Source organism: Muricauda sp. SCSIO 65647 (assembly GCF_021534965.1).
Lineage (GTDB): Bacteria > Bacteroidota > Bacteroidia > Flavobacteriales > Flavobacteriaceae > Flagellimonas_A.
Map to the genome: position 1 here is coordinate 1,830,195 of NZ_CP091037.1, position 19,946 is coordinate 1,850,140.

Below are 19,946 nucleotides of genomic sequence, written 5' to 3' on the forward strand. Positions count from 1 at the left end.
TTTTTTGACTGATTTATTTTAATACAATTCGTTCTGCTTCTCCGAAGCTATCATAATTACTGGTTATTACCTGTTCGCCAGGTTGAAGTCCTTCAAGTACCTCATAGTACCTAGAATTTTGTTTTCCTATTCTTATATCGCGTCTTAGGGCTTCATTTCCATCATTGTCGACCACAAACACCCATTGTCCGCCGGTGCTGGTAAAAAATCCACCTTTTGGCAATAGCAGGGCATCGTTTGAGGCGCCTAATTGCAATCTGATGTTATAGGTTTGACCGGTGCGAATGGTAGCAGGCTTGTTTTGGGTAAACACCAAATCTACCCTGAACCTTCCGTTCCGCACCTCGGGATACACTTTTCGTACCCTGAGCGGATAAATGGTATCGTTTCTTTCCAGCTCAGCGGTCAAGTCGCGCCTTACACGGTCAATATAATGTTCGTCTATGGCAGCTTCGATCTTGAAGTCTGTCAGCACATTGATTTGCCCTATGCGCTGCCCTTGGGCTATGTTCTGCCCGATCTCGGCATCTAAAAAGCCCAATTGCCCATCGGCCGGTGCCCTCACGTTGAGGTGGTCTAACCGCTCGTACACCATTGAGAGCGTCTTTTTCATGCGCTCCAGATCTGTGTCAAGACCGGCTAGGGAGGTTTTTCGTAATGCGTCGTCCTGTTCTGTTTGCAACTTTACGATCTCATATTGCTTTTGGGCCAATTCGTAATTTTCTTTCGAGGTCAAATAGACTTCCTTAGATATGAGTTCATCTTTATAAAGTGAGGTATTTTGCTCGAAATTTCGCTTTAACCGTTGTAGATCGGTGCTTGCGGTGGCCAATGATCTTCTACCTTCGACTTGTCTGGCATCAAAGGTGAGACGTGTAGAGCGCAGGTCATTTTGCTTGAGCGCCAAATTACTTTCGCTGGCCAATATCTGCTCATAAAGGTTCATATTCTCCAATTTCAATATAATGTCTCCCTTTTTGACCATGGCGCCTTCTTCTATCAGTTTTTCTGTGACCCTTCCCCCTTCATAGGCATCCATGTAAATAGTGGTAATCGGCGCCACTGAACCATTGATGGTGATGTAGTCATCAAACTTACCGTGGGTAACTTGGGCTATGGAAAGTCGCTCTTTCTCTGTTCTAAAGGTTGATTTCGAACTGCCGAACGCCAGTTTCCAGCCCACGAAGAGCAACAGCGCGCCAAGGGCGATATAACCGTAGTGTTTCGGCCGAAGTCCTTTTTTCTTTTCTAACTGTATATCCATGACTAATTAATGTTGAATATGGGCAAGCCCTTGTAAAAGTCTAATGTGCTCGTGTTGACCCGCAACCGCAACCGCGCCTGTAAATCTTGATTCTGCGCCGTGGCAAAAAGATTTTTTGCCTGACCAAGCTCTATGGCGTTGATCATGCCCTTTTCATAACGTTTTTGGGCGATGGAGAAAGCAAGTCGCTGCGATTCCATTCTTTTATCTGTCTGCGTCGTTTCTGCCTGTAACGCATCGTTTTCTTGAACCAATTGCTGAATGATCTGATAGAGCTCTTGCTCCGTAATTTTTGCATTGTTCTTTGCCCGCTCTAAGGCGATTTTTTGTTGTTTCACCCTAGATCGGTTGGCCCAGCCGTTAAAAATCGGGACATTTAATGTAGCCCCGATATATTCGAACCTGTTTTCTTCAAACTGATCTCTGAACGGCACGGTCACGAGAGCACCATCAATTGAATCCCTTTGTGTTTCGAAGTATCCTGTACCAATACCTCCCTGTAGTGAAATGGATGGGTAAAGACCTCCTCGTGCCGCTGCCAATTGCTTTTTGGCCGCTTTGACACGATAATTCTGAGCCTTAATGGAGGGCATAAAGCCTTTCGCTTTTGTGAAGATAGAATCTGAAATAACAGCTCCATCAGATTTTGGCATATTACTTAGTTCAGGCTCTATGGTGATGTCTTTTTCCCCTTCAATATTCATGGCCTGCACTAAAGTCAATTTGGCGGCTTTCAGGCGATTTTCGTTTTGGGTGAGGGTCAATTTATCGGTAAAAAGAAGTGATTCGGCCTCATAAAGATCTGCACCGGCCATTACCCCTAGTTCTACCTGTCTTTTTACCAAATCATAATTGGTCTGCGAGATTTCTACCTGCTCTTCCGATATTATTATCAAACCTTCGATAAACTGAATGTCATAATAGGCCGACATCACCCTGAATGCCAACAAATATTTCTGTTGTAAGTGCTCTTCCTTAGTTGCCTTGTATAAAAACTTGGATGCTTTCAAGGTGTTGATTTTTTGAAAACCCTGAAAAAGATCAAAAGCGCCATCTATGGAATAGTTGTTCGAAAAAATATCGGTGTTGACAATACTGTTGTCATCTGGATTGACCTGACGGCCATATCGTACGAAGTAATTGGCAAAACCACTTACCGTTGGCAATAAATCTCGTATAGATTGCTTGTAGGTTTCTTTGTTTGATTCGGTATTGAACTGAAAATCATTTAATTGAAGATTATGATCGATGGCATAGTCGATACACTCTTCCAAAGTCCAAATCTTTTGAGAAAAAGTGGATATTGAAATAAGGAAAATCAGAACCGTAATGTTTTTTCTTAAGTGCATACGTATTATACTGTGCCAAAATGTAAACCATTGTTATGCCATGTTCTTAGTTGTTTGATTTACAAATTATTACAATGAAGCAAGATGATAATGAATTTTAAGAATGTAAAATTTTTATACAAAAAATGTCAAATAATTTGACACTTCATTGATTTTCTGAATGCCTTATTCGTAGTTTAGCCATAATACGAAGTTCGATACTATGACCCATGCGAAGATATTGGTGGTTGATGATAACAAAAGTGTTTTGAGCGCTCTTGAAATTCTATTGCAATTTGAGTATGAGAACGTCGAAACGATATTTAACCCGAATCAGCTTTCGTCATTTCCACTTTTGGAGGAATTTGATATCATTCTTCTCGACATGAATTTTTCTGCGGGTGTCAATACCGGAAACGAAGGCCTCTTTTGGTTGAAGGAAATCAAAAAGAAAGCCCCGAACACTTCGGTGGTTATGATGACCGCTTATGGGGCGGTCGACTTGGCCGTAAAGGCCCTTAAGGAAGGTGCGGCAGATTTCATTCTAAAACCTTGGAACAACGATAAGCTTTTGGCCACCGTAAAATCGGCATATGAACTGAGAAAGTCAAGGCAAGAAATACACAAGCTGAAAAAAAAGGAGAGCAGCCTGAAACAAGTTATCAATGAAGACAAAAACTATATCATTGGCAACTCAAAAGCATTGAACAGTGTATTGAACCTTACCAGAAAAGTGGCCAAAACCGATGTCAATGTGCTGATAACTGGCGAGAACGGTACGGGAAAAGAGCTGATAGCCAGAGAGCTGCACAGAACCTCAAAGCGAAAAGCAGAGGTTTTTATAGGGGTAGACATGGGATCTATTTCTGAAAGTCTTTTTGAAAGCGAACTGTTTGGCCATGTAAAGGGGTCGTTCACTGATGCCAAAACAGATAGGGTCGGAAAATTCGAGGCTGCAAACAAGGGCACATTGTTTTTGGATGAAATCGGAAACCTTTCACTTCAAACCCAGGCAAAATTGCTTTCGGCCATACAAAACAAGACCATAGTCAGGGTAGGTTCAAATAGGGCGATTTCAGTTGACATACGCCTTATTTGTGCCACCAACTGTAACCTTGAACAAATGGTTGTCGACGGACTTTTTCGCGAAGATTTACTGTATCGAATCAATACCATACATATTGAAATACCGCCATTGCGGGATAGGGATGAAGACGTTTTGATCTTGTCTGACTTCTATTTGAAGCGATTTGGGCATAAATATGACAAGCAGGGCCTTCGAATCAACAATGCGGCACAAGAGAAGTTGATGCAATATGTTTGGCCGGGCAATGTACGTGAGCTGCGTCACATTATTGAAAGAGCCGTCATTCTAAGCGAAGGAAACATTTTGAAACCTGAAGATTTTTTGCTCAGTTCCAAAAGCGCTACATCGTTTGAACTGGGGCCTACCACGCTTGATGAGATGGAGAAACAAATGATCTCACGAGCATTGGAGCAACATGATGGCAATTATAGCGCGGCTGCAGAGCAATTAGGGGTTTCACGACAGACCCTTTACAACAAGATGAAGAAATTAAAAACCTAATGGCCAGTAGAAATTTTTACTTGCAGCTTATCGTTAGGGTCTTGCTCATAGCGTTGACGGCAATAGGGTTATCATTTGCCTTGGTGAGACAATATTACCTTTTGATGGGTGTCTTGGTATTATTTTTTGTCTTGCAAACCTATTTTTTGATTTCATATATCAACAGTACGAACCGAAAAATCGCCTATTTCTTTGATGCTATAAAAAATGAGGATTTCACACTTCGGTTTCCTGAAAAGGTTTCCATAAAATCATTTAAAGAGCTGAACCAGAGTTTGAATAGGGTCAACGGGCTGATTCAAGAGGTACACTTACAATTGCAGATTCGTGAGCGGTACTACCAAGAGATAATGAGGCAGGCCAACATAGGCATCATGACCTTTAATAAGAAAGGACATATCCTTTTTTCAAATCCCACATTGGAAAACCTATTGAATTACAAACCGTTGAACCACATCAAACAACTCAATCAAATCGATGGTCGATTATATGGGATTTTTGCGTCAATGGAACCTTTTGATAGAAAGCTGGTGCAGTTGACCAATGAACGCGAACAGATACAACTGGCACTCAAATCGACACCATTGCAATTAGATGGACAAGATTTGCTTTTGGTGGTCGTGCAAGACATTCACAGAGAACTTGATGAAAAAGAGACCGACTCTTGGGTTCGTTTGATCAGGGTGTTGACCCACGAGATCATGAACACCATTACCCCCATTACCTCTATATCAGAATCTATTTTAAAGTATTTTGGAAATCATGGCCGTCTCGTATCCGCCGATGAGCTCAACGAAGACAAAATAAGAAATACGGTAAAAGGGTTGAAGGTGATCAGCCAGCAAGGCAGCGACTTGATGGAGTTTGTGCAATCGTACCGTAGTTTTCTGAACGTACCCAAACCTGATAGGATATTGGTAAGAACCAAAAAACTTTTTGACAAGGTCGAGGTGCTGACCCAACGCAACTCGAATGACCTAATTGAAATTTCATGGATTTCATCACCAGAAGATTTAGAGCTTTTCATTGATGAAAAGCAAATTACACAGGTACTGGTGAATTTGGTCAAGAACGCGATCCATTCTTTGGAAGACTCGGAAAAGGGTAAAATACAGATCAGGGCGTTTGAAGATAAATCAGGAAAAAAGTATATCGAGGTCAGTGACGATGGCCCTGGAATTCCACAAGAAATCATAGAAGATATTTTTGTGCCTTTTTTTACCACCAAAGACAAGGGTACGGGCATAGGGCTGAGCCTATCAAAACAGATCATGCATCTTCATGGAGGCAACATAAAGGTACATTCAGAGCTGGGCAACACCTCATTTTTACTTTCCTTTTGAACGGGACCGTTCTTTTAAAAAGACTTGCGGTCATTTAAATAAGATGATCAAAGCCCCTATCGCGGTGACCACCAAAATAAAACGGCGATAATGTTTCTCATTGATGCGTTTGACAATTCTTATGCCCAAAGCGAGGCCAATGATGATGGCCGGAAGCAATTTCAAATTGATGGCCAATGTTTCGGGGGTGATGGTTTTCCAGACAAAAATGTGAAAGGGAAGCTTAAAAAAATTGGTCATAAAAAACAGCCATGCCGCAGTGCCCACGAATTCGTTTTTTGGCAATCGTATGGCCAAAAAGAAAAGGTTGGTAAAGGCACCGGCAAGGTTTCCTATCATGGTACAGATACCGGCCACAATTCCGACAGAGCCTGCGAAGGTCCAATGTTGGGGCACTTTTTTTGACTTTCTGTTTTCCCACCAAACCAAAATGACAAGACTCAGCAATATAACGAGCGCCATGCCAATTTTGAACTGCTTTTCGGGCAAATCTTTTCCCACAATGACCCCTATTAAGATACCGAGGATCATCCAGGGCAAAAACTTCCACAAATAATCCCAACGGGCATGGCGATTGTAATAGATCACGGCAAAAATGTCACCGACCAAGAGCAGGGGCATCAAAATTCCTGTAGATTCTTTTGCGCCAAATGCCAAGGCCAAAAGGGTCACATTAAAGATCGATAGCCCCTTTAGTCCCGATTTTGAAATACCCAACAAAAAAATGGCGGTATAGGCCATCGCCCAACCCAAAACAGAAACTTCGTTCATAAGACGTATGGTGTTGTCTAGCTAATATTTAAGGTAAAAGTAGTCGTTAAAATACTATATTTGGCTTACACCAACTACCTGACCATGGAACTCAGTACGTTAGACTACAGCTTCATCATTATTTTTTTCACGATTGTTTTAGGAATCGGAATTTACGTTTCGAAAAAGTCGGGCAAAAACTCTTCTGAGTATTTTCTCTCAGGAAGAACCATGCCCTGGTGGCTTTTGGGCCTTTCGATGGTGGCGACCACATTTTCGACCGATACGCCCAATCTGGTCACTGATTTGGTACGTACCAATGGGGTATCGGGAAATTGGGGGTGGTGGTGTTTCTTGCTCACCGGTATGTTGACCGTTTTTGTGTATGCCAAACTCTGGCGTAAATCAAATGTGAAGACCGACCTTGAGTTTTACGAGCTGCGATATGGGGGAGCCCCCGCTAAGTTCTTACGAAAGTTCCGTGCCGTCTATTTGGGCATTTTTTTTAATGTGATCACCATGTCGGCAGTTACTTTGGCGGCCATTAAAATAGGGGGCATCATGCTGGGCCTTGAACCTTGGGAAACCGTTGTGAGTGCCGGCCTGATAACAGTTGTGTTCAGTGCCTTGGGCGGATTCAAAGGGGTTGTTTATACAGATTTCCTATTGTTCTTTGTGGCCATGGCCGGAGCTATTGGTGCAGCATATTACTTGGTGAACATTCCTGAGGTGGGTGGTATACAGGCCATTATTGAAAGTGAAAATGTCAAGGACAAACTCAATATTATACCAAACCTTAGCGATACCAAGGCAGTGATCACCATTTTGGTGATTCCGTTGGCGGTGCAGTGGTGGAGCTCTTGGTACCCAGGAGGCGAACCGGGCGGTGGCGGATATATCGCCCAGCGAATGTTGGCCGCCAAAAATGAGAACCATGCCATAGGGGCGACTTTTTTCTTCAACATCATGCACTATGCGCTCCGTCCTTGGCCATGGATTTTGGTTGCCCTGGCCTCATTGGTGGTGTATCCTGACATTGCCAGTATTTCTGAGGCCTTTCCAAATGTGCCGGCCGACAAACTGGGGCATGATCTGGCCTATTCGGCAATGCTGACCAAATTGCCCAGTGGCTTGTTGGGGGTGGTATTGGCCTCGTTGATCGCTGCCTACATGAGTACCATTTCTACCCAGCTGAACTGGGGATCCTCGTATATGGTCTTCGATTTTTACAAGCAGCAGATCAATCCGGATGCCACTGAAAAACAAATGGTAAGGGTCGGTAGGCTATCTACCGTGGTCTTGATGGTTTTGAGTGCCTTTTTGGCCTTGGCGATGCAGAACGCCATGGGCATTTTCAACCTGTTGTTGTCGTTCGGGGCAGGTACAGGATTGATTTTTATTCTTAGATGGTTCTGGTGGCGAATCAATGCTTGGAGTGAGATTACGGCAATGTTTTCCTCGGGTATTTTGGCCATTCTCCTGGAAACTACCTCGCTGAGACCGATGCTGTTCAGCCCTGAAACAGGAATTTTACCCGATTGGGGCGAATTGCCCTTCATCATGGTGGTGACCTCTGTAATATGGTTGTCAGCTACCTTTTTGACACAGCCAGAATCAAAAGGAGTGCTGAAAGACTTCTATAGAAAAATACAACCCGGTGGGCCGGGCTGGGCAAAAGTGGTACAAGAAGCAGAAGCTGAGAATGATCCGGTGGTCAAAGGAAAGGAGAAATGGAGCGTACCCTCTGGTATCGTTGCCATGTTGCTGGGTGTCGTGTTGGTGTATTCGACCATGTTCGCCACGGGCTATTGGATCTATGGCAGAACCACGGCCGCTATGGCATTGACGGGCGTAGCCCTTGTTTCGGGTTTCTTGTTGATACGTGCATGGAACAAAATGAAAGATAACTTGTTGTAATGGCCAATCTTCAGAACCGAATTATTTCAGTCGATATATTTAGGGGGCTGACCATAGTGCTCATGATTTTGGTCAATACCCCGGGCACATGGTCTGCGGTATATGCGCCTTTTCTGCATGCCGAGTGGCATGGGTATACCCCAACAGACTTGGTATTTCCGTTCTTTTTGTTCATCGTGGGTACATCTATCGTGTTTGCCTACAAGAACAAGAGGCCCGCTAATGCGGCCACTTATAAAAAAATTACGATTAGATCGTTAAAACTTATCGGTTTAGGGCTTTTCTTGGGGGCTTTTACCATCAGTTTTCCATTTATCAAAGAGTTTTCAGAGATTCGGTTTCCCGGGGTGTTGCAGCGCATTGGGGTCGTATTCTTTTTTGCAGCGGTACTTTTTTTGAATTTTAATTGGAAAACGTTGTTGGGGATCTGCATTTCTATCTTGATCGGCTATTGGCTGTTGATGGCATTTGTTCCTGTAGAAGGGATACCTTCGACTTTTGATAGGGCCCCGAACAATTTGGCCAACTATCTTGACGTGCAGGTATTTGGTTCACATAATTACAGGCCAGATTATGATCCTGAGGGATTGCTGAGTACCCTGCCCGCTATCTGCAGTTCGCTTTTAGGGATTTTCACAGGGTTGATCCTGACCTCAAAGCAAGCTGAAAAAGTCAAGATACTGTTTGGCCTTGGGGGCTCAATGCTCATAATCGGACATCTTTGGGATTTCATCTTTCCTATCAACAAGGCATTGTGGACAAGCAGTTTCGTTTTGGTCACTGCAGGCTGGGCGAACATTTTTTTGGCATTGATCTATTATCTTACCGATGTCAAAGGGCTTCGATTCGGAAGCATTTTTCGCTATGCCGGGGCCAACGCCATTGTCGTGTACTTCATGTCGAGCTTTGTCACCAAACTCTTCTATTCGATAAAGGTAAATGAAGACACCTCTTTACATGGGTGGTTGTTTGATACTCTTTACGCACATGAATTTATGTCGATGCAGCTATCATCATTACTATATGGGTTGACCATAGCGGCCTTTTATTGCCTATTGGCCTATGTAATGTATAAAAAAGGGATTTTTATAAAAGTATGATATGCTGATGTTTATAAAAATCCTTTTGACTTCCTGCATCGAGCATCAACCTTCTTTCCAACCTTAAACCTTGAACCTTAAACCTTGAACCTTCAACCTTGAACCTTCTACCTGAAACAACAGAAACCGAAAACACCGAACGTGCGGCATCTAGGTCGCCATCAACCTTGCTACATATTTACCAATGACATCAAACTCAAGATTGACAGTGCTACCCACGTGATAGGTTTTGAAACGGGTATTTTCATAGGTATAGGGAATGATTGCGACACTGAAATAACCATTTTGCGAATTGACCACTGTCAAGCTCACCCCATCTACGGTGATCGAACCTTTTTCAATGGTCACATTGTTTTGCGCGGTATCGTACGCAAAGGTGAAGACCCAACTGCCGTCTTTTTCGTCGATATGGGTACATGTTGCGGTTTGGTCGACATGGCCTTGCACCAAATGACCGTCTAACCGGGTGCCGAGTACCATGGCACGTTCAAGATTTATCAAATCACCTATCTTCAACTCATTTAGGTTAGACTTGTTCAAGGTTTCTTGAATGGCGGTTACGATATATTCATCGTCGTCAATGGCGACTACGGTCAAGCACACACCGTTATGCGCCATACTTTGGTCGATTTTCAGCTCTTTGGCCAAGGGTGATGAAATCGAAATATGTAAATTGCCCCCTTCTTTTTTCAGTGCGGCCACTGTGCCCAAGGTTTCGATAATTCCTGTAAACATGTCTTTGGTAAATTGCCTAGATTTGCGGTGTAAATGTAGCCATATTTATGGGAGGGAACACAAAAATAAAGCTAGGTATTTCTATAGGGGATTTGAATGGGATCGGATGTGAGGTGGCCCTTAAAACTTTTGAAGATGCCCGAATGCTTGATTTTTGTACTCCGGTGCTCTTTGCTTCGAACAAGACTATTTCACACCAAAAAAAATCGCTATCCCTAAACACCAATTTTAATGGCGTATATGACGTCTCGAAGATGGTCGAGGGCAAAATCAATGTGGTCAATGTCTGGAAAGAATCTCCAAGAATAGAATTTGGAAAACCCACCGAAGAAAGCGGTAAGTATGCCATAAGATCTTTACGGGCAGCAGTCGAAGCTTTAAAAAAGGAGGAAATCGATGTTTTGGTGACCGCACCGATTAACAAAAACAACATACAATCTGAAAATTTCAAGTTTCCTGGCCATACCGATTTCTTGGCCCAAGAACTCGAGGGAGAAAGCCTGATGTTCATGGTAACCGATACCTTGCGCGTGGGGTTGTTGACCGACCATATAGCAGTGAAGGATGTCGCCCAGGCCATTACACAAAAACGGGTTTTTGAAAAGGTGGAAACCATGATGGACTCGCTAAAAAAAGACTTTGGTGTCAGAAGGCCGAAGATTGCGTTATTGGGCATCAATCCGCACAGTGGTGATAGGGGCACCATTGGTCAAGAAGACGACAAAATCTTGAAGCCCGTGATTCAAGAACTCTTCGATAAGGGGCATTTGGTGTATGGGCCGTATTCTGCCGACAGTTTTTTTGGCTCCAAAACGCATCAGAACTTTGATGCCATTCTGGCGGCCTACCATGATCAGGGATTGATTCCTTTCAAGACCCTATCATTTGGAAAAGGCGTGAATTTTACCGCTGGTCTTTCGAGGGTACGCACTTCGCCCGACCACGGTACTGCTTATGAAATAGCGGGCCATGGCAAGGCTGACGAAAGCTCTTTCAAAGAAGCGGTTTTTGCGGCCATCCAAATTTTCAAGAATAGGGTCGAGTATGAAGAATTGACCAAAAATCCATTGAAAAAACAAAAAGTCAAGAAATCCGCCTAGGGCGTTCGCCCACATTGAATTATATAGTGGTAACAGTTGGGCATTTCTAAATAAATGGTATCTTTGCACCCGCCAGAACCGAAAGGGCCTGGCTTCCTTTCGAGGATATGGCAAACTGAAAGAGCGAAAAATGGAGATGAAGCAGTTCACGATTCCGTTTTCGGGATTGAAACAAGGTAACCATTCGTTTGCCTACACGATAGGGAATGAGTTCTTTGAAGCCTTTGATTATCACGAATTCAATACAACATCGATTGAAGTGAAAGCACTGCTCAAAAAAATGAGCACCATGATGGAATTGCTTATCACTGCAAAGGGATCGGTAAACGTTGATTGCGATTTGACCAATGAGCCGTACGATCAGCCCATAACCTCAGATTTGGATCTTGTGGTGAAGTTTGGGGAAGAATACAACGATGAAGATGATGAGATCTTGATCATTCCGCATGGCGAGCATCAAATCAATATTGCGCAGTATATCTTTGAAATGTTGGTACTGGCAGTGCCACAAAAAAGAGTACATCCGGGTGTTGTTGACGGTACGTTGAAGTCAGAATTGTTGGATAAGCTTGAAGAGCTACAACCGAAAGAAAACAAAAGGGAAGAAGGAAATACCGACCCAAGATGGGACGGATTAAAAAAATTTTTAACAGATAAATAGGAAATCATGGCGCATCCTAAAAGAAAAATATCAAGAACAAGAAGGGACAAAAGAAGAACCCACTATAAGGCAACCATGCCAACCATTGCCAAAGATTCGACCACTGGTGAAATGCACCTTTACCACAGGGCACATTGGCATGAAGGGAAATTGTACTACAGAGGGCAGGTCTTGATCGACAAGACCGAAGAAGAAACCGCTGCTTAGTCGTATAGTATTCGAAAAGAAAATAGGACTCCCGTTGAGAAGCATCGGGAGTTTTTTTATGGCAGCAACCAAATTTCCAAAAACAAATGTGTTTGCAGCAAAAAATCACAAAAAATCACTATTTTTCCCTGTTTTTGGGTCAAATTGTGCCGTTTTTGACTAAAAAAGGACACTAAAATGAATAAAAGAACAGCAGCGATCACAGCTGTGGGAGGCTATGTCCCCGATTTCGTGTTGACCAACAAGCTGTTGGAGACGATGGTTGAGACCACTGACGAATGGATCACCACCCGAACCGGAATCAAAGAACGTAGAATTTTAAAGGAAGAAGGCCAAGGCACCTCATTTCTTGCCATTAAAGCTGCTGAAGACGTATTGCAAAAAAGAGGACTTGACCCCTCTGAAATCGATATGGTGCTCATGGCAACGGCAACGCCCGATATGCCAGTGGCCGCGACAGGAACATATGTGGCATCCCAAATCGGTGCTACCAATGCGTTCTCTTACGATTTGCAGGCTGCCTGTTCCAGTTTTTTATATGGCATGTCGACCGCTGCCCGCTATATTGAATCGGGCAGGTACAACAAAGTATTGTTGATAGGGGCCGACAAAATGTCTTCCATCATCGATTATACCGATCGAACGACCTGTATCATTTTTGGTGATGGCGGGGGAGCCGTTTTGTTCGAGGCCAATGATGAAGGGTTAGGGTTACAAGATGAGCATTTGCGAACAGACGGTGTTGGGCGGCAGTTCTTGAAAATCGAAGCAGGAGGCTCTATTTTACCAGCTTCAGAAGAAACGGTCAAGAACAAACAGCACTATGTGTTTCAAGATGGTAAATCAGTATTTAAATTCGCTGTATCGAATATGGCAGATGTATCGGGCTTGGTCATGGAACGCAATGGGCTGACCCATGAAGATGTGAATTGGCTGGTGCCCCATCAGGCGAACAAAAGAATCATAGACGCTACGGCGAACCGAATGGGCCTTGACGAGAGCAAGGTCATGATGAACATACACCGATATGGAAATACCACATCGGCAACCCTCCCACTTCTGCTTTATGATTACGAGAAGCAGTTAAAAAAGGGAGATAACCTGATATTTGCTGCTTTTGGAGGCGGATTTACTTGGGGCTCGATCTATTTAAAATGGGCCTACTGATTAGAAACTAACTAAATCAAATATTTCATGGACATCAAAGAAATTCAAAGCCTGATCAAGTTTGTCGCCAAATCTGGTGCCAGCGAGGTAAAACTTGAGATGGAAGATTTAAAGATTACCATTCGTACCGGATCTCATACCTCTTCACCTGAGACAACCATCGTACAACAGATTCCAGTGGCCCAGCCCCCTGTGGCCCAAGCACCGGCACCTGTTGCCGAAGCACCGGCGGCTCCAGCGGCAGAGCAGAAAGAAGTGGATGCGGATGACTCAAAGTATATTACGATAAAATCACCCATTATCGGTACTTTTTATCGTAAGCCTTCACCTGACAAGCCGCCATTTGTTGAAGTGGGAAAAACCATAAATAAAGGGGATGTGCTCTGTGTGATCGAGGCCATGAAGCTCTTCAATGATATCGAATCAGAAGTGTCGGGCAAGATTGTCAAGATACTGGTAGAAGACTCGTCACCGGTTGAATTTGACCAACCGTTGTTCTTGGTGGACCCCAGTTAATCAAAAGTTTAAAGTTTAAGGTTTATATGTTTTGGGTTACCAGATCTTGACATATAAACTGCTAAACCATGAACTCTTAAACTCAAAAGTATGTTCAAAAAAATATTGATAGCAAACAGGGGAGAGATTGCACTGCGGGTAATCCGTACCTGTAAAGAAATGGGCATCAAAACAGTGGCGGTATATTCCAAAGCAGATGAAGAGAGCCTACACGTTCGCTTTGCCGATGAGGCAGTTTGTATAGGCCCTGCACCCAGTAACGAATCATACCTGAAGATACCGAACATCATTGCTGCCGCTGAGATTACCAATGCCGATGCCATTCATCCCGGTTATGGCTTTCTTTCTGAAAACGCCAAGTTTTCGAAAATATGTGCTGAATCTGACATCAAGTTTATAGGAGCTTCTGCAGAGCAGATTGAGAAAATGGGTGATAAGGCCACGGCCAAAGAGACCATGAAAAAAGCGGGAGTGCCGACCATACCTGGATCGGATGGAATCTTGAAAGATGTGGAAGAGGCCAAAGAAGTGGCCAACAAAATGGGTTATCCAGTGATGATCAAAGCCACGGCTGGTGGTGGCGGAAAAGGGATGCGTGCCATTTTGAAAGAAGAAGAACTCGAAAAGAACTTTGAGAGTGCCGTTCAAGAGGCCGAGGCAGCTTTTGGCAATGGTGGTATGTACATGGAAAAACTGATTGAAGAACCCCGCCATATCGAGATTCAAATCGTGGGGGATCAATACGGCAAGGCATGCCACCTATCAGAACGCGATTGTTCGGTGCAGCGAAGGCACCAAAAGCTTACCGAAGAGACCCCTTCACCGTTCATGACCGATAAATTGCGTGATGCCATGGGCAAGGCAGCTGTCAAAGCCGCCGAATATATTAAATATGAGGGGGCGGGCACGGTCGAGTTCTTGGTCGACAAGCACCGTAATTTCTATTTTATGGAAATGAATACCCGTATTCAGGTTGAACACCCCATTACCGAACAGGTAATCGATTATGATCTGATTCGCGAACAGATCTTGGTGGCAGGCGGTGTTCCCATTTCTGGCAAGAACTACACTCCGAAATTGCATTCCATCGAATGTAGGATCAATGCTGAAGACCCTTATAACGATTTCAGGCCTTCGCCAGGCAAGATAACCACATTGCACACGCCGGGCGGTCATGGTATTCGATTAGATACCCATGTGTACAGCGGCTACGCCATTCCGCCGAACTATGATTCGATGATCGCGAAGTTGATCACTACGGCCCAGACCCGTGAAGAAGCCATCAATAAGATGCGAAGGGCCTTAGATGAATTTGTCATTGAAGGCATAAAGACGACCATACCCTTTCATCGTCAGTTGATGGATGACCATGACTACTTGGCCGGTAACTATACCACCAAGTTCATGGAAGATTTTGAGATAGATGAAAAATACCTATATTGAATTCGCCCCGACCTAGTCGGGGTTTTTTGTATGCGATTAAGTTATTGGGAATATAAGACTTGGTTTTCCGAGATTGACTTTACAATAGTAGGAAGCGGTATTGTGGGGCTCACTACTGCCGTTTTTCTAAAGGAGAAATACCCAAAGGCAAAGGTACTGATCCTTGAAAAGGGCGTTTTACCCCAAGGCGCAAGTACCAAAAATGCAGGCTTCGCCTGTTTTGGAAGTATCTCAGAGATTATTTCAGACCTTGAGAACCATAAAGATGAAGAGGTGTTTCAATTGGTAAGACAACGGTTTGAGGGCATTGACACACTTCGAAGACTTTTGGGAGATGACCCTATTGGTTTTGAACAAAATGGTGGACACGAAATCTTCTTGGATAAGGATATTGGGCTATATGAGAAATGCCAAAAAAAAATACCTGAGATCAATGCTTTTTTAAGACCCATTTTCAAGGGTGATCCATTTCAAGAACTGCCCAACCGGTTCGGCTTTCAAGGAGTACAAAAGCGATACATCACCCATCGGTTTGAAGGCCAGTTGGATGTTGGAAAAATGATGTGGCAACTGCTACAAAAAGCCCATGAAAAAGGGATCATTGTTTTAAACGGCATGGCGGTGACCGCTTTTGAGGATAATGGAGATGCCGTGCACATAAACATTGCAGGGGTTGAATTGGTCACAAAAAAACTCTTTGTTGCCACCAATGGTTTTGCTGGCCAATTGCTCAATAAAACGGTCAAACCCGTAAGGGCACAGGTACTGGTGACCAAACCCATTAAAAACCTGCATATCAAGGGCACTTTTCATTTTGATGAGGGCTATTATTATTTCAGAAATGTCGATGATCGCATTTTGTTTGGCGGGGGCCGAAATCTTGATTTCATCGGAGAAGAAACAACCGATTTTGGTACCACAGGCCCTATTCAAAAAGAATTGAAAAGACTACTTGCAGACATCATACTTCCCGACCAAGAGTTTGAGATCGATCGCTCATGGAGTGGAATCATGGGTGTGGGTCGCCAAAAAACCCCTATTGTTGAACAGCTTTCAGAAAATGTGTGCTGTGGCATTCGATTGGGGGGAATGGGGGTGGCCATCGGAAGCTTGGTCGGCAGGCAGCTTGCAAACTTTGTGTAGTGTGGGTGTTACCATTGACCCAGATTCTATACCTCGGGTCTTCTACGATTTGCCTTTTTCTGGGAATCCTTTTTCTTGGATTTTAATCGTTTTTCAATGGAGCTTTTGGAAGGCTTTGTAGGTTTTCGTTTTTTGGGAACGTGCAGGGCTTTTTTCAGCAACGTAAAAAATCGTTGAGTAACTAATTTTTTGTTTTGATGCTGGCTTTTCGCCTCGTCACATTGCAGTATCAAAACATGGTCTTTTGTTAGACGTGGCTTCAATTTTTCAAGGGCACGCTCTTTTTCGCTTGGTGTGAGCGCCAATGTATTTGCTAAATCAAATGTCAATTCTATTTTCGAACTGACCTTGTTGACATGTTGCCCACCAGAACCACTACTGCGAATGGCCTTGAACTTTAACTCCGAAAAAAGCTTCTCCTTATTCATCGGTCAATTGTTTATCATTCTTTTGTTGACCAGGGGCAAGGGTATGTTCAAAAAAACTTTGACATGAGCTTTCAGGGCATGGCTGTTGGAGAAGAAAATGTGTTGCCCATTGTCGGTAACGCCTTCAATAAGATAGGTGCTGCCCTTAAAATGACTTTTGATTACGTATACCTCCACACCACTTTCTTTTGAAATTTGAAATTCATGCGGATATACCAGTATTTTGGCATCGGTCTCGGCGTACTCTTTGAGCAGTTTTATGGGCAACTCATTCACTTGGCCAAACAAAGAAGCCACGTATTTTTCTTTGGGCTTATCATACAGTCTTTGGGTAGGTTCATGCGCTATCTGAACCCCATCTTTGAGCACCAAGACCTCATCGGCAAAGGCCAATACATCTTCGGGGTCATGGGTGGCCGTAATTATGGTGACTCCTCGTTCTTTTAAATAGGGAAAAAGCTTATGCCGAAGTTCATATTTTTTAAACTGATCAATACTGCTAAAGGGCTCGTCCAAAAGAAGAATGTCCGATTCTTGGGCCAAGGCTTTCGCCAAAGCTACGCGCTGCTTTTGGCCACCACTTAGGTCTTTGACCTTGGCATTGGCAAAGGCCGTCATGGAAACAGTATTGAGCAATTCGTCAACACGGGGCTGATGTGTGTCCATTTCAAAAACGGAAAGATGTTCTGCCACATTTTCAAAAACTGTGGTAAAGGGCATCAGGTCAAAATCTTGGGAAACATACTTCATATAGTTTTCCCCGGGAATCAAATTGAAGTTTGGCCCCAGAACCTTGGCGCTGTTCCAATGCACACTGCCTGCATCAAGCTGTAGCAATCCGTAAATGGCCTTGAGCAATGTGCTCTTGCCCGAACCGCTTTCACCAATTATGGCCAAATGCGTGCCCTTTTCCAGAGAAAAATCAATGTTTTTCAATACGGGCTCCTTTTGATAGGAAAAGGAAATGTTTTCTACGTTGAGCATGTAACAAGAAATAATCCGCTTCTAATGGAAACGGATTATTATAAGGTTTTATTGAAAGCTAATGGCTCAAATCAATCCTTGAACTCCTTTAAGATCCCCCGATTGGGCAATTCGTCAAACCCCATATTGTAAAGGGTGAACCCAAAAATATCGGCATATTGCTCAATGGTCTTACTCACCGGGGTTCCTGCACCGTGGCCCGCTTTGGTCTCGATACGGATCAACACCGGATTTTCACCTGCTTGCTTTTCTTGCAGTTCGGCGGCGAACTTGAAGCTGTGTGCTGGCACCACACGGTCGTCATGATCGCCGGTGGTGACCAAAGTGGCAGGGTAGTTTGCCCCCTCTTTTACATTGTGTACGGGCGAATATCCTTTCAAGTACCCAAACATCTCCTCGCTTTCTTCTGAAGTGCCGTAATCGTAGGCCCACCCTGCACCGGCGGTAAAGGTGTGGTAGCGGAGCATATCCAATACGCCCACGGCAGGCAGTGCCACTTGCATCAAATCAGGCCGTTGTGTCATAGTGGCCCCCACCAAAAGCCCTCCATTGGATCCTCCGCGAATTGCGAGATATTCTTTTGCAGTGTAGTTGTTTTCAATCAGGTATTCAGCAGCGGCGATAAAGTCGTCGAAAACATTTTGCTTTTGCATCTTGGTTCCGGCGATATGCCACTTTTTACCATATTCACCGCCACCGCGAAGATTGGGCACGGCATAAACGCCACCTTGCTCCATCCAAACCGCATTGACAATACTGAAAGAGGGCGTCAAACTGATGTTGAAACCTCCATAGCCATAAAGAATGGTCGGGTTTTTTCCATTGAGTTCGATACCTTTTTTATGGGTGATGATCATCGGCACCTTAGTGCCATCTTTAGAGGTGTAGAATACCTGGGTCGATTCATAATCATCAGGATTGAAATCAATGGCAGGCTTCCAGTATTGCACATATTCGCCTGTTTCCACATTGTATTTGTAAGATGAGCCCGGGGTATTGTAGTTGGTGAACGAAAAGTAGAACTCCTTGTCCTCCTTTTTGCCACCGAACCCTCCGGCACTGCCCACACCGGGTAGTGCTACTTCGCGTACAAGATTGCCCTCATAATCATATTGCAATACTTTCGAAATCGCATCGACCATATATTCAGTGAAAAAGTAACCCCCTCCCGTTCCGGCGGTCAGCACATGTTCGGTCTCAGCAATGAAATCTTTCCAGTTTTCAGGAACTGGATCTGAAGCATCGGTGACCACGATCTTTTTGTTCGGGGCATTTCTATTGGTCACCAAATAGAGTGACGGGCCCTCATTGTCGATTACATAGGTGTCAGATTCGGTATCGTCAAGCACGGTCACCAATTCGCTGTTGGGCTTTGTTAGATCTTTCAAGAACAATTTATTGCCTGAAGTGGAAACCGATGCGGTGATGAACAGGTATTTTTCATCTTCGGAAACATAGCCGCCCACATACCGATGTTTTTCTTCGGCCGTTCCACCAAAAATGACCTGATCTTCTGATTGTGGAGTGCCCAATTTGTGGTAATAGAGCTTGTGCTGGTCGGTTTTGGCCGAAAGTTCGCTGCCATCGGGCTTGTCATAACTAGAGTAGAAAAAACCGTCATTGCCCTTCCAAGAAATGCCGCTAAACTTGATATCGACCAACGTATCTTCGACAATTTCCTTGGCCTCGGCATTGATGACAATGCCCTTGCGCCAATCGCTTCCCCCCTCAGAAATTAGATAGGCCGCTTTAGAGCCATCTTTGGTAAAGCTTAGCCCCATCAAAGAAGTGGTGCCATCTTCAGAAAAGGTATTGGGGTCTAAAAACACTTCAGCTTCACCATTTTCCTTTTTTCGATAGACCACGTATTGGTTTTGTAGGCCGTCGTTTTTATAAAAATAGGTGTAGTCGCCCTCTTTGAAAGGAGAACCCAATTTTTCATAGTTCCACAGTTTCTCAAGGCGGTCTTTTAGGTCGTTGCGAAATGGAATGCTGTCGAGATACCCAAAAGTGACCTTGTTCTGGGTTTTGACCCAGGCCTCGGTCTCGGCACTTCTATCATCTTCAAGCCAACGGTAGGGGTCTTTGACCTCGGTGCCGAAATAGACATCAACGGTATCGACTTTTTTGGTTTCAGGATAGTTCACAACAATGGGATCTCTCTCTTTTTTTGTTTTACAGGCCGCAAAGATAAGCAGTACTGCGAGCAGTGTTATTTTTTTCATTTTCGATAGGATTGATTTGGTTAAAAATACCATAAAAAAACCTTTGA

18 protein-coding genes are annotated in these 19,946 nt (G+C 43.9%); 11 read left to right on the forward strand and 7 right to left on the reverse strand.

Annotated elements, in window-relative coordinates; all coding sequences use genetic code 11:
• Window positions 1-13 precede the first annotated feature (13 nt).
• Window positions 14-1,264: an efflux RND transporter periplasmic adaptor subunit gene (locus L0P89_RS08125; protein ID WP_235267905.1), complete on the reverse strand. Its 1,251-nt coding sequence runs from the start codon at window positions 1,262-1,264 to the stop codon at window positions 14-16.
• A gap of 2 nt (window positions 1,265-1,266) precedes the next feature.
• Window positions 1,267-2,538, reverse strand: a complete 1,272-nt coding sequence (locus tag L0P89_RS08130; protein WP_235267906.1) for a TolC family protein — start codon at window positions 2,536-2,538, stop codon at window positions 1,267-1,269.
• A gap of 277 nt (window positions 2,539-2,815) precedes the next feature.
• On the opposite strand from L0P89_RS08130, the gene L0P89_RS08135 reads away from it, so the two are divergent.
• Together L0P89_RS08135 and L0P89_RS08140 are read left to right on the forward strand one after the other, a co-directional pair.
• Window positions 2,816-4,180, forward strand: coding sequence for a sigma-54-dependent transcriptional regulator (locus tag L0P89_RS08135; RefSeq protein WP_235267907.1), 1,365 nt, complete (start codon window positions 2,816-2,818; stop codon window positions 4,178-4,180).
• Window positions 4,180-5,523 (forward strand): sensor histidine kinase, encoded by a 1,344-nt coding sequence (locus tag L0P89_RS08140; protein WP_235267908.1) that lies wholly within the window; start codon window positions 4,180-4,182, stop codon window positions 5,521-5,523. The genes L0P89_RS08135 and L0P89_RS08140 overlap by 1 nt, the downstream gene beginning before the upstream one ends.
• A 30-nt stretch (window positions 5,524-5,553) precedes the next feature.
• Here L0P89_RS08140 and L0P89_RS08145 read toward each other — a convergent pair whose 3' ends face one another.
• Window positions 5,554-6,294: a sulfite exporter TauE/SafE family protein gene (locus tag L0P89_RS08145; RefSeq protein ID WP_235267909.1), complete on the reverse strand. Its 741-nt coding sequence runs from the start codon at window positions 6,292-6,294 to the stop codon at window positions 5,554-5,556.
• Window positions 6,295-6,378: 84 nt separating this feature from the next.
• Here L0P89_RS08145 and L0P89_RS08150 point away from each other — a divergent pair, with 84 nt between their 5' ends.
• Both L0P89_RS08150 and L0P89_RS08155 read left to right on the forward strand, forming a co-directional pair.
• On the forward strand, window positions 6,379-8,190 hold the full coding sequence (locus L0P89_RS08150) for a sodium:solute symporter family protein (RefSeq protein ID WP_235267910.1): 1,812 nt from the start codon (window positions 6,379-6,381) through the stop codon (window positions 8,188-8,190).
• Window positions 8,190-9,290 carry an acyltransferase family protein gene (locus tag L0P89_RS08155; protein ID WP_235267911.1) on the forward strand — a complete coding sequence of 367 codons (1,101 nt, stop codon included), beginning with the start codon at window positions 8,190-8,192 and terminating at the stop codon, window positions 9,288-9,290. Before L0P89_RS08150 ends, L0P89_RS08155 begins: the two co-directional genes overlap by 1 nt.
• Window positions 9,291-9,440: 150 nt before the next feature.
• Here L0P89_RS08155 and L0P89_RS08160 read toward each other — a convergent pair whose 3' ends face one another.
• Window positions 9,441-10,025: a riboflavin synthase gene (locus L0P89_RS08160; RefSeq protein ID WP_235267912.1), complete on the reverse strand. Its 585-nt coding sequence runs from the start codon at window positions 10,023-10,025 to the stop codon at window positions 9,441-9,443.
• Between the two features lie 47 nt (window positions 10,026-10,072).
• On the opposite strand from L0P89_RS08160, the gene pdxA reads away from it, so the two are divergent.
• The 7 genes from pdxA to L0P89_RS08195 all read left to right on the forward strand — a co-directional run bounded on the left by pdxA (window position 10,073) and on the right by L0P89_RS08195 (window position 16,262).
• Window positions 10,073-11,125: a 4-hydroxythreonine-4-phosphate dehydrogenase PdxA gene (pdxA, locus tag L0P89_RS08165; RefSeq protein ID WP_235267913.1), complete on the forward strand. Its 1,053-nt coding sequence runs from the start codon at window positions 10,073-10,075 to the stop codon at window positions 11,123-11,125.
• A gap of 130 nt (window positions 11,126-11,255) precedes the next feature.
• On the forward strand, window positions 11,256-11,786 hold the full coding sequence (locus tag L0P89_RS08170) for a DUF177 domain-containing protein (protein WP_235267914.1): 531 nt from the start codon (window positions 11,256-11,258) through the stop codon (window positions 11,784-11,786).
• A 6-nt stretch (window positions 11,787-11,792) separates the two neighbouring features.
• Window positions 11,793-11,993, forward strand: a complete 201-nt coding sequence (rpmF, locus tag L0P89_RS08175) for a 50S ribosomal protein L32 (protein WP_235267915.1) — start codon at window positions 11,793-11,795, stop codon at window positions 11,991-11,993.
• Between the two features lie 177 nt (window positions 11,994-12,170).
• Window positions 12,171-13,160 carry a beta-ketoacyl-ACP synthase III gene (locus L0P89_RS08180; protein ID WP_235267916.1) on the forward strand — a complete coding sequence of 330 codons (990 nt, stop codon included), beginning with the start codon at window positions 12,171-12,173 and terminating at the stop codon, window positions 13,158-13,160.
• A gap of 27 nt (window positions 13,161-13,187) precedes the next feature.
• Complete coding sequence (accB, locus tag L0P89_RS08185; RefSeq protein ID WP_235267917.1) at window positions 13,188-13,676, forward strand: acetyl-CoA carboxylase biotin carboxyl carrier protein; 489 nt, start codon at window positions 13,188-13,190, stop codon at window positions 13,674-13,676.
• 90 nt (window positions 13,677-13,766) lie between these two features.
• Window positions 13,767-15,119: an acetyl-CoA carboxylase biotin carboxylase subunit gene (accC, locus tag L0P89_RS08190; RefSeq protein ID WP_235267918.1), complete on the forward strand. Its 1,353-nt coding sequence runs from the start codon at window positions 13,767-13,769 to the stop codon at window positions 15,117-15,119.
• Between the two features lie 30 nt (window positions 15,120-15,149).
• Window positions 15,150-16,262 carry an NAD(P)/FAD-dependent oxidoreductase gene (locus L0P89_RS08195; protein ID WP_235267919.1) on the forward strand — a complete coding sequence of 371 codons (1,113 nt, stop codon included), beginning with the start codon at window positions 15,150-15,152 and terminating at the stop codon, window positions 16,260-16,262.
• A 26-nt stretch (window positions 16,263-16,288) separates the two neighbouring features.
• Here the strand turns inward: L0P89_RS08195 and arfB are convergent, their stop codons facing one another.
• The 3 genes from arfB to L0P89_RS08210 form a co-directional block, all read right to left on the reverse strand.
• Window positions 16,289-16,690 (reverse strand): alternative ribosome rescue aminoacyl-tRNA hydrolase ArfB, encoded by a 402-nt coding sequence (gene arfB / locus L0P89_RS08200; protein WP_235267920.1) that lies wholly within the window; start codon window positions 16,688-16,690, stop codon window positions 16,289-16,291.
• Between the two features lie 3 nt (window positions 16,691-16,693).
• Window positions 16,694-17,674 carry an ABC transporter ATP-binding protein gene (locus L0P89_RS08205; RefSeq protein WP_235267921.1) on the reverse strand — a complete coding sequence of 327 codons (981 nt, stop codon included), beginning with the start codon at window positions 17,672-17,674 and terminating at the stop codon, window positions 16,694-16,696.
• A gap of 71 nt (window positions 17,675-17,745) precedes the next feature.
• On the reverse strand, window positions 17,746-19,899 hold the full coding sequence (locus L0P89_RS08210) for a prolyl oligopeptidase family protein (protein WP_235267922.1): 2,154 nt from the start codon (window positions 19,897-19,899) through the stop codon (window positions 17,746-17,748).
• Between the last annotated feature and the right edge of the window lie 47 nt (window positions 19,900-19,946).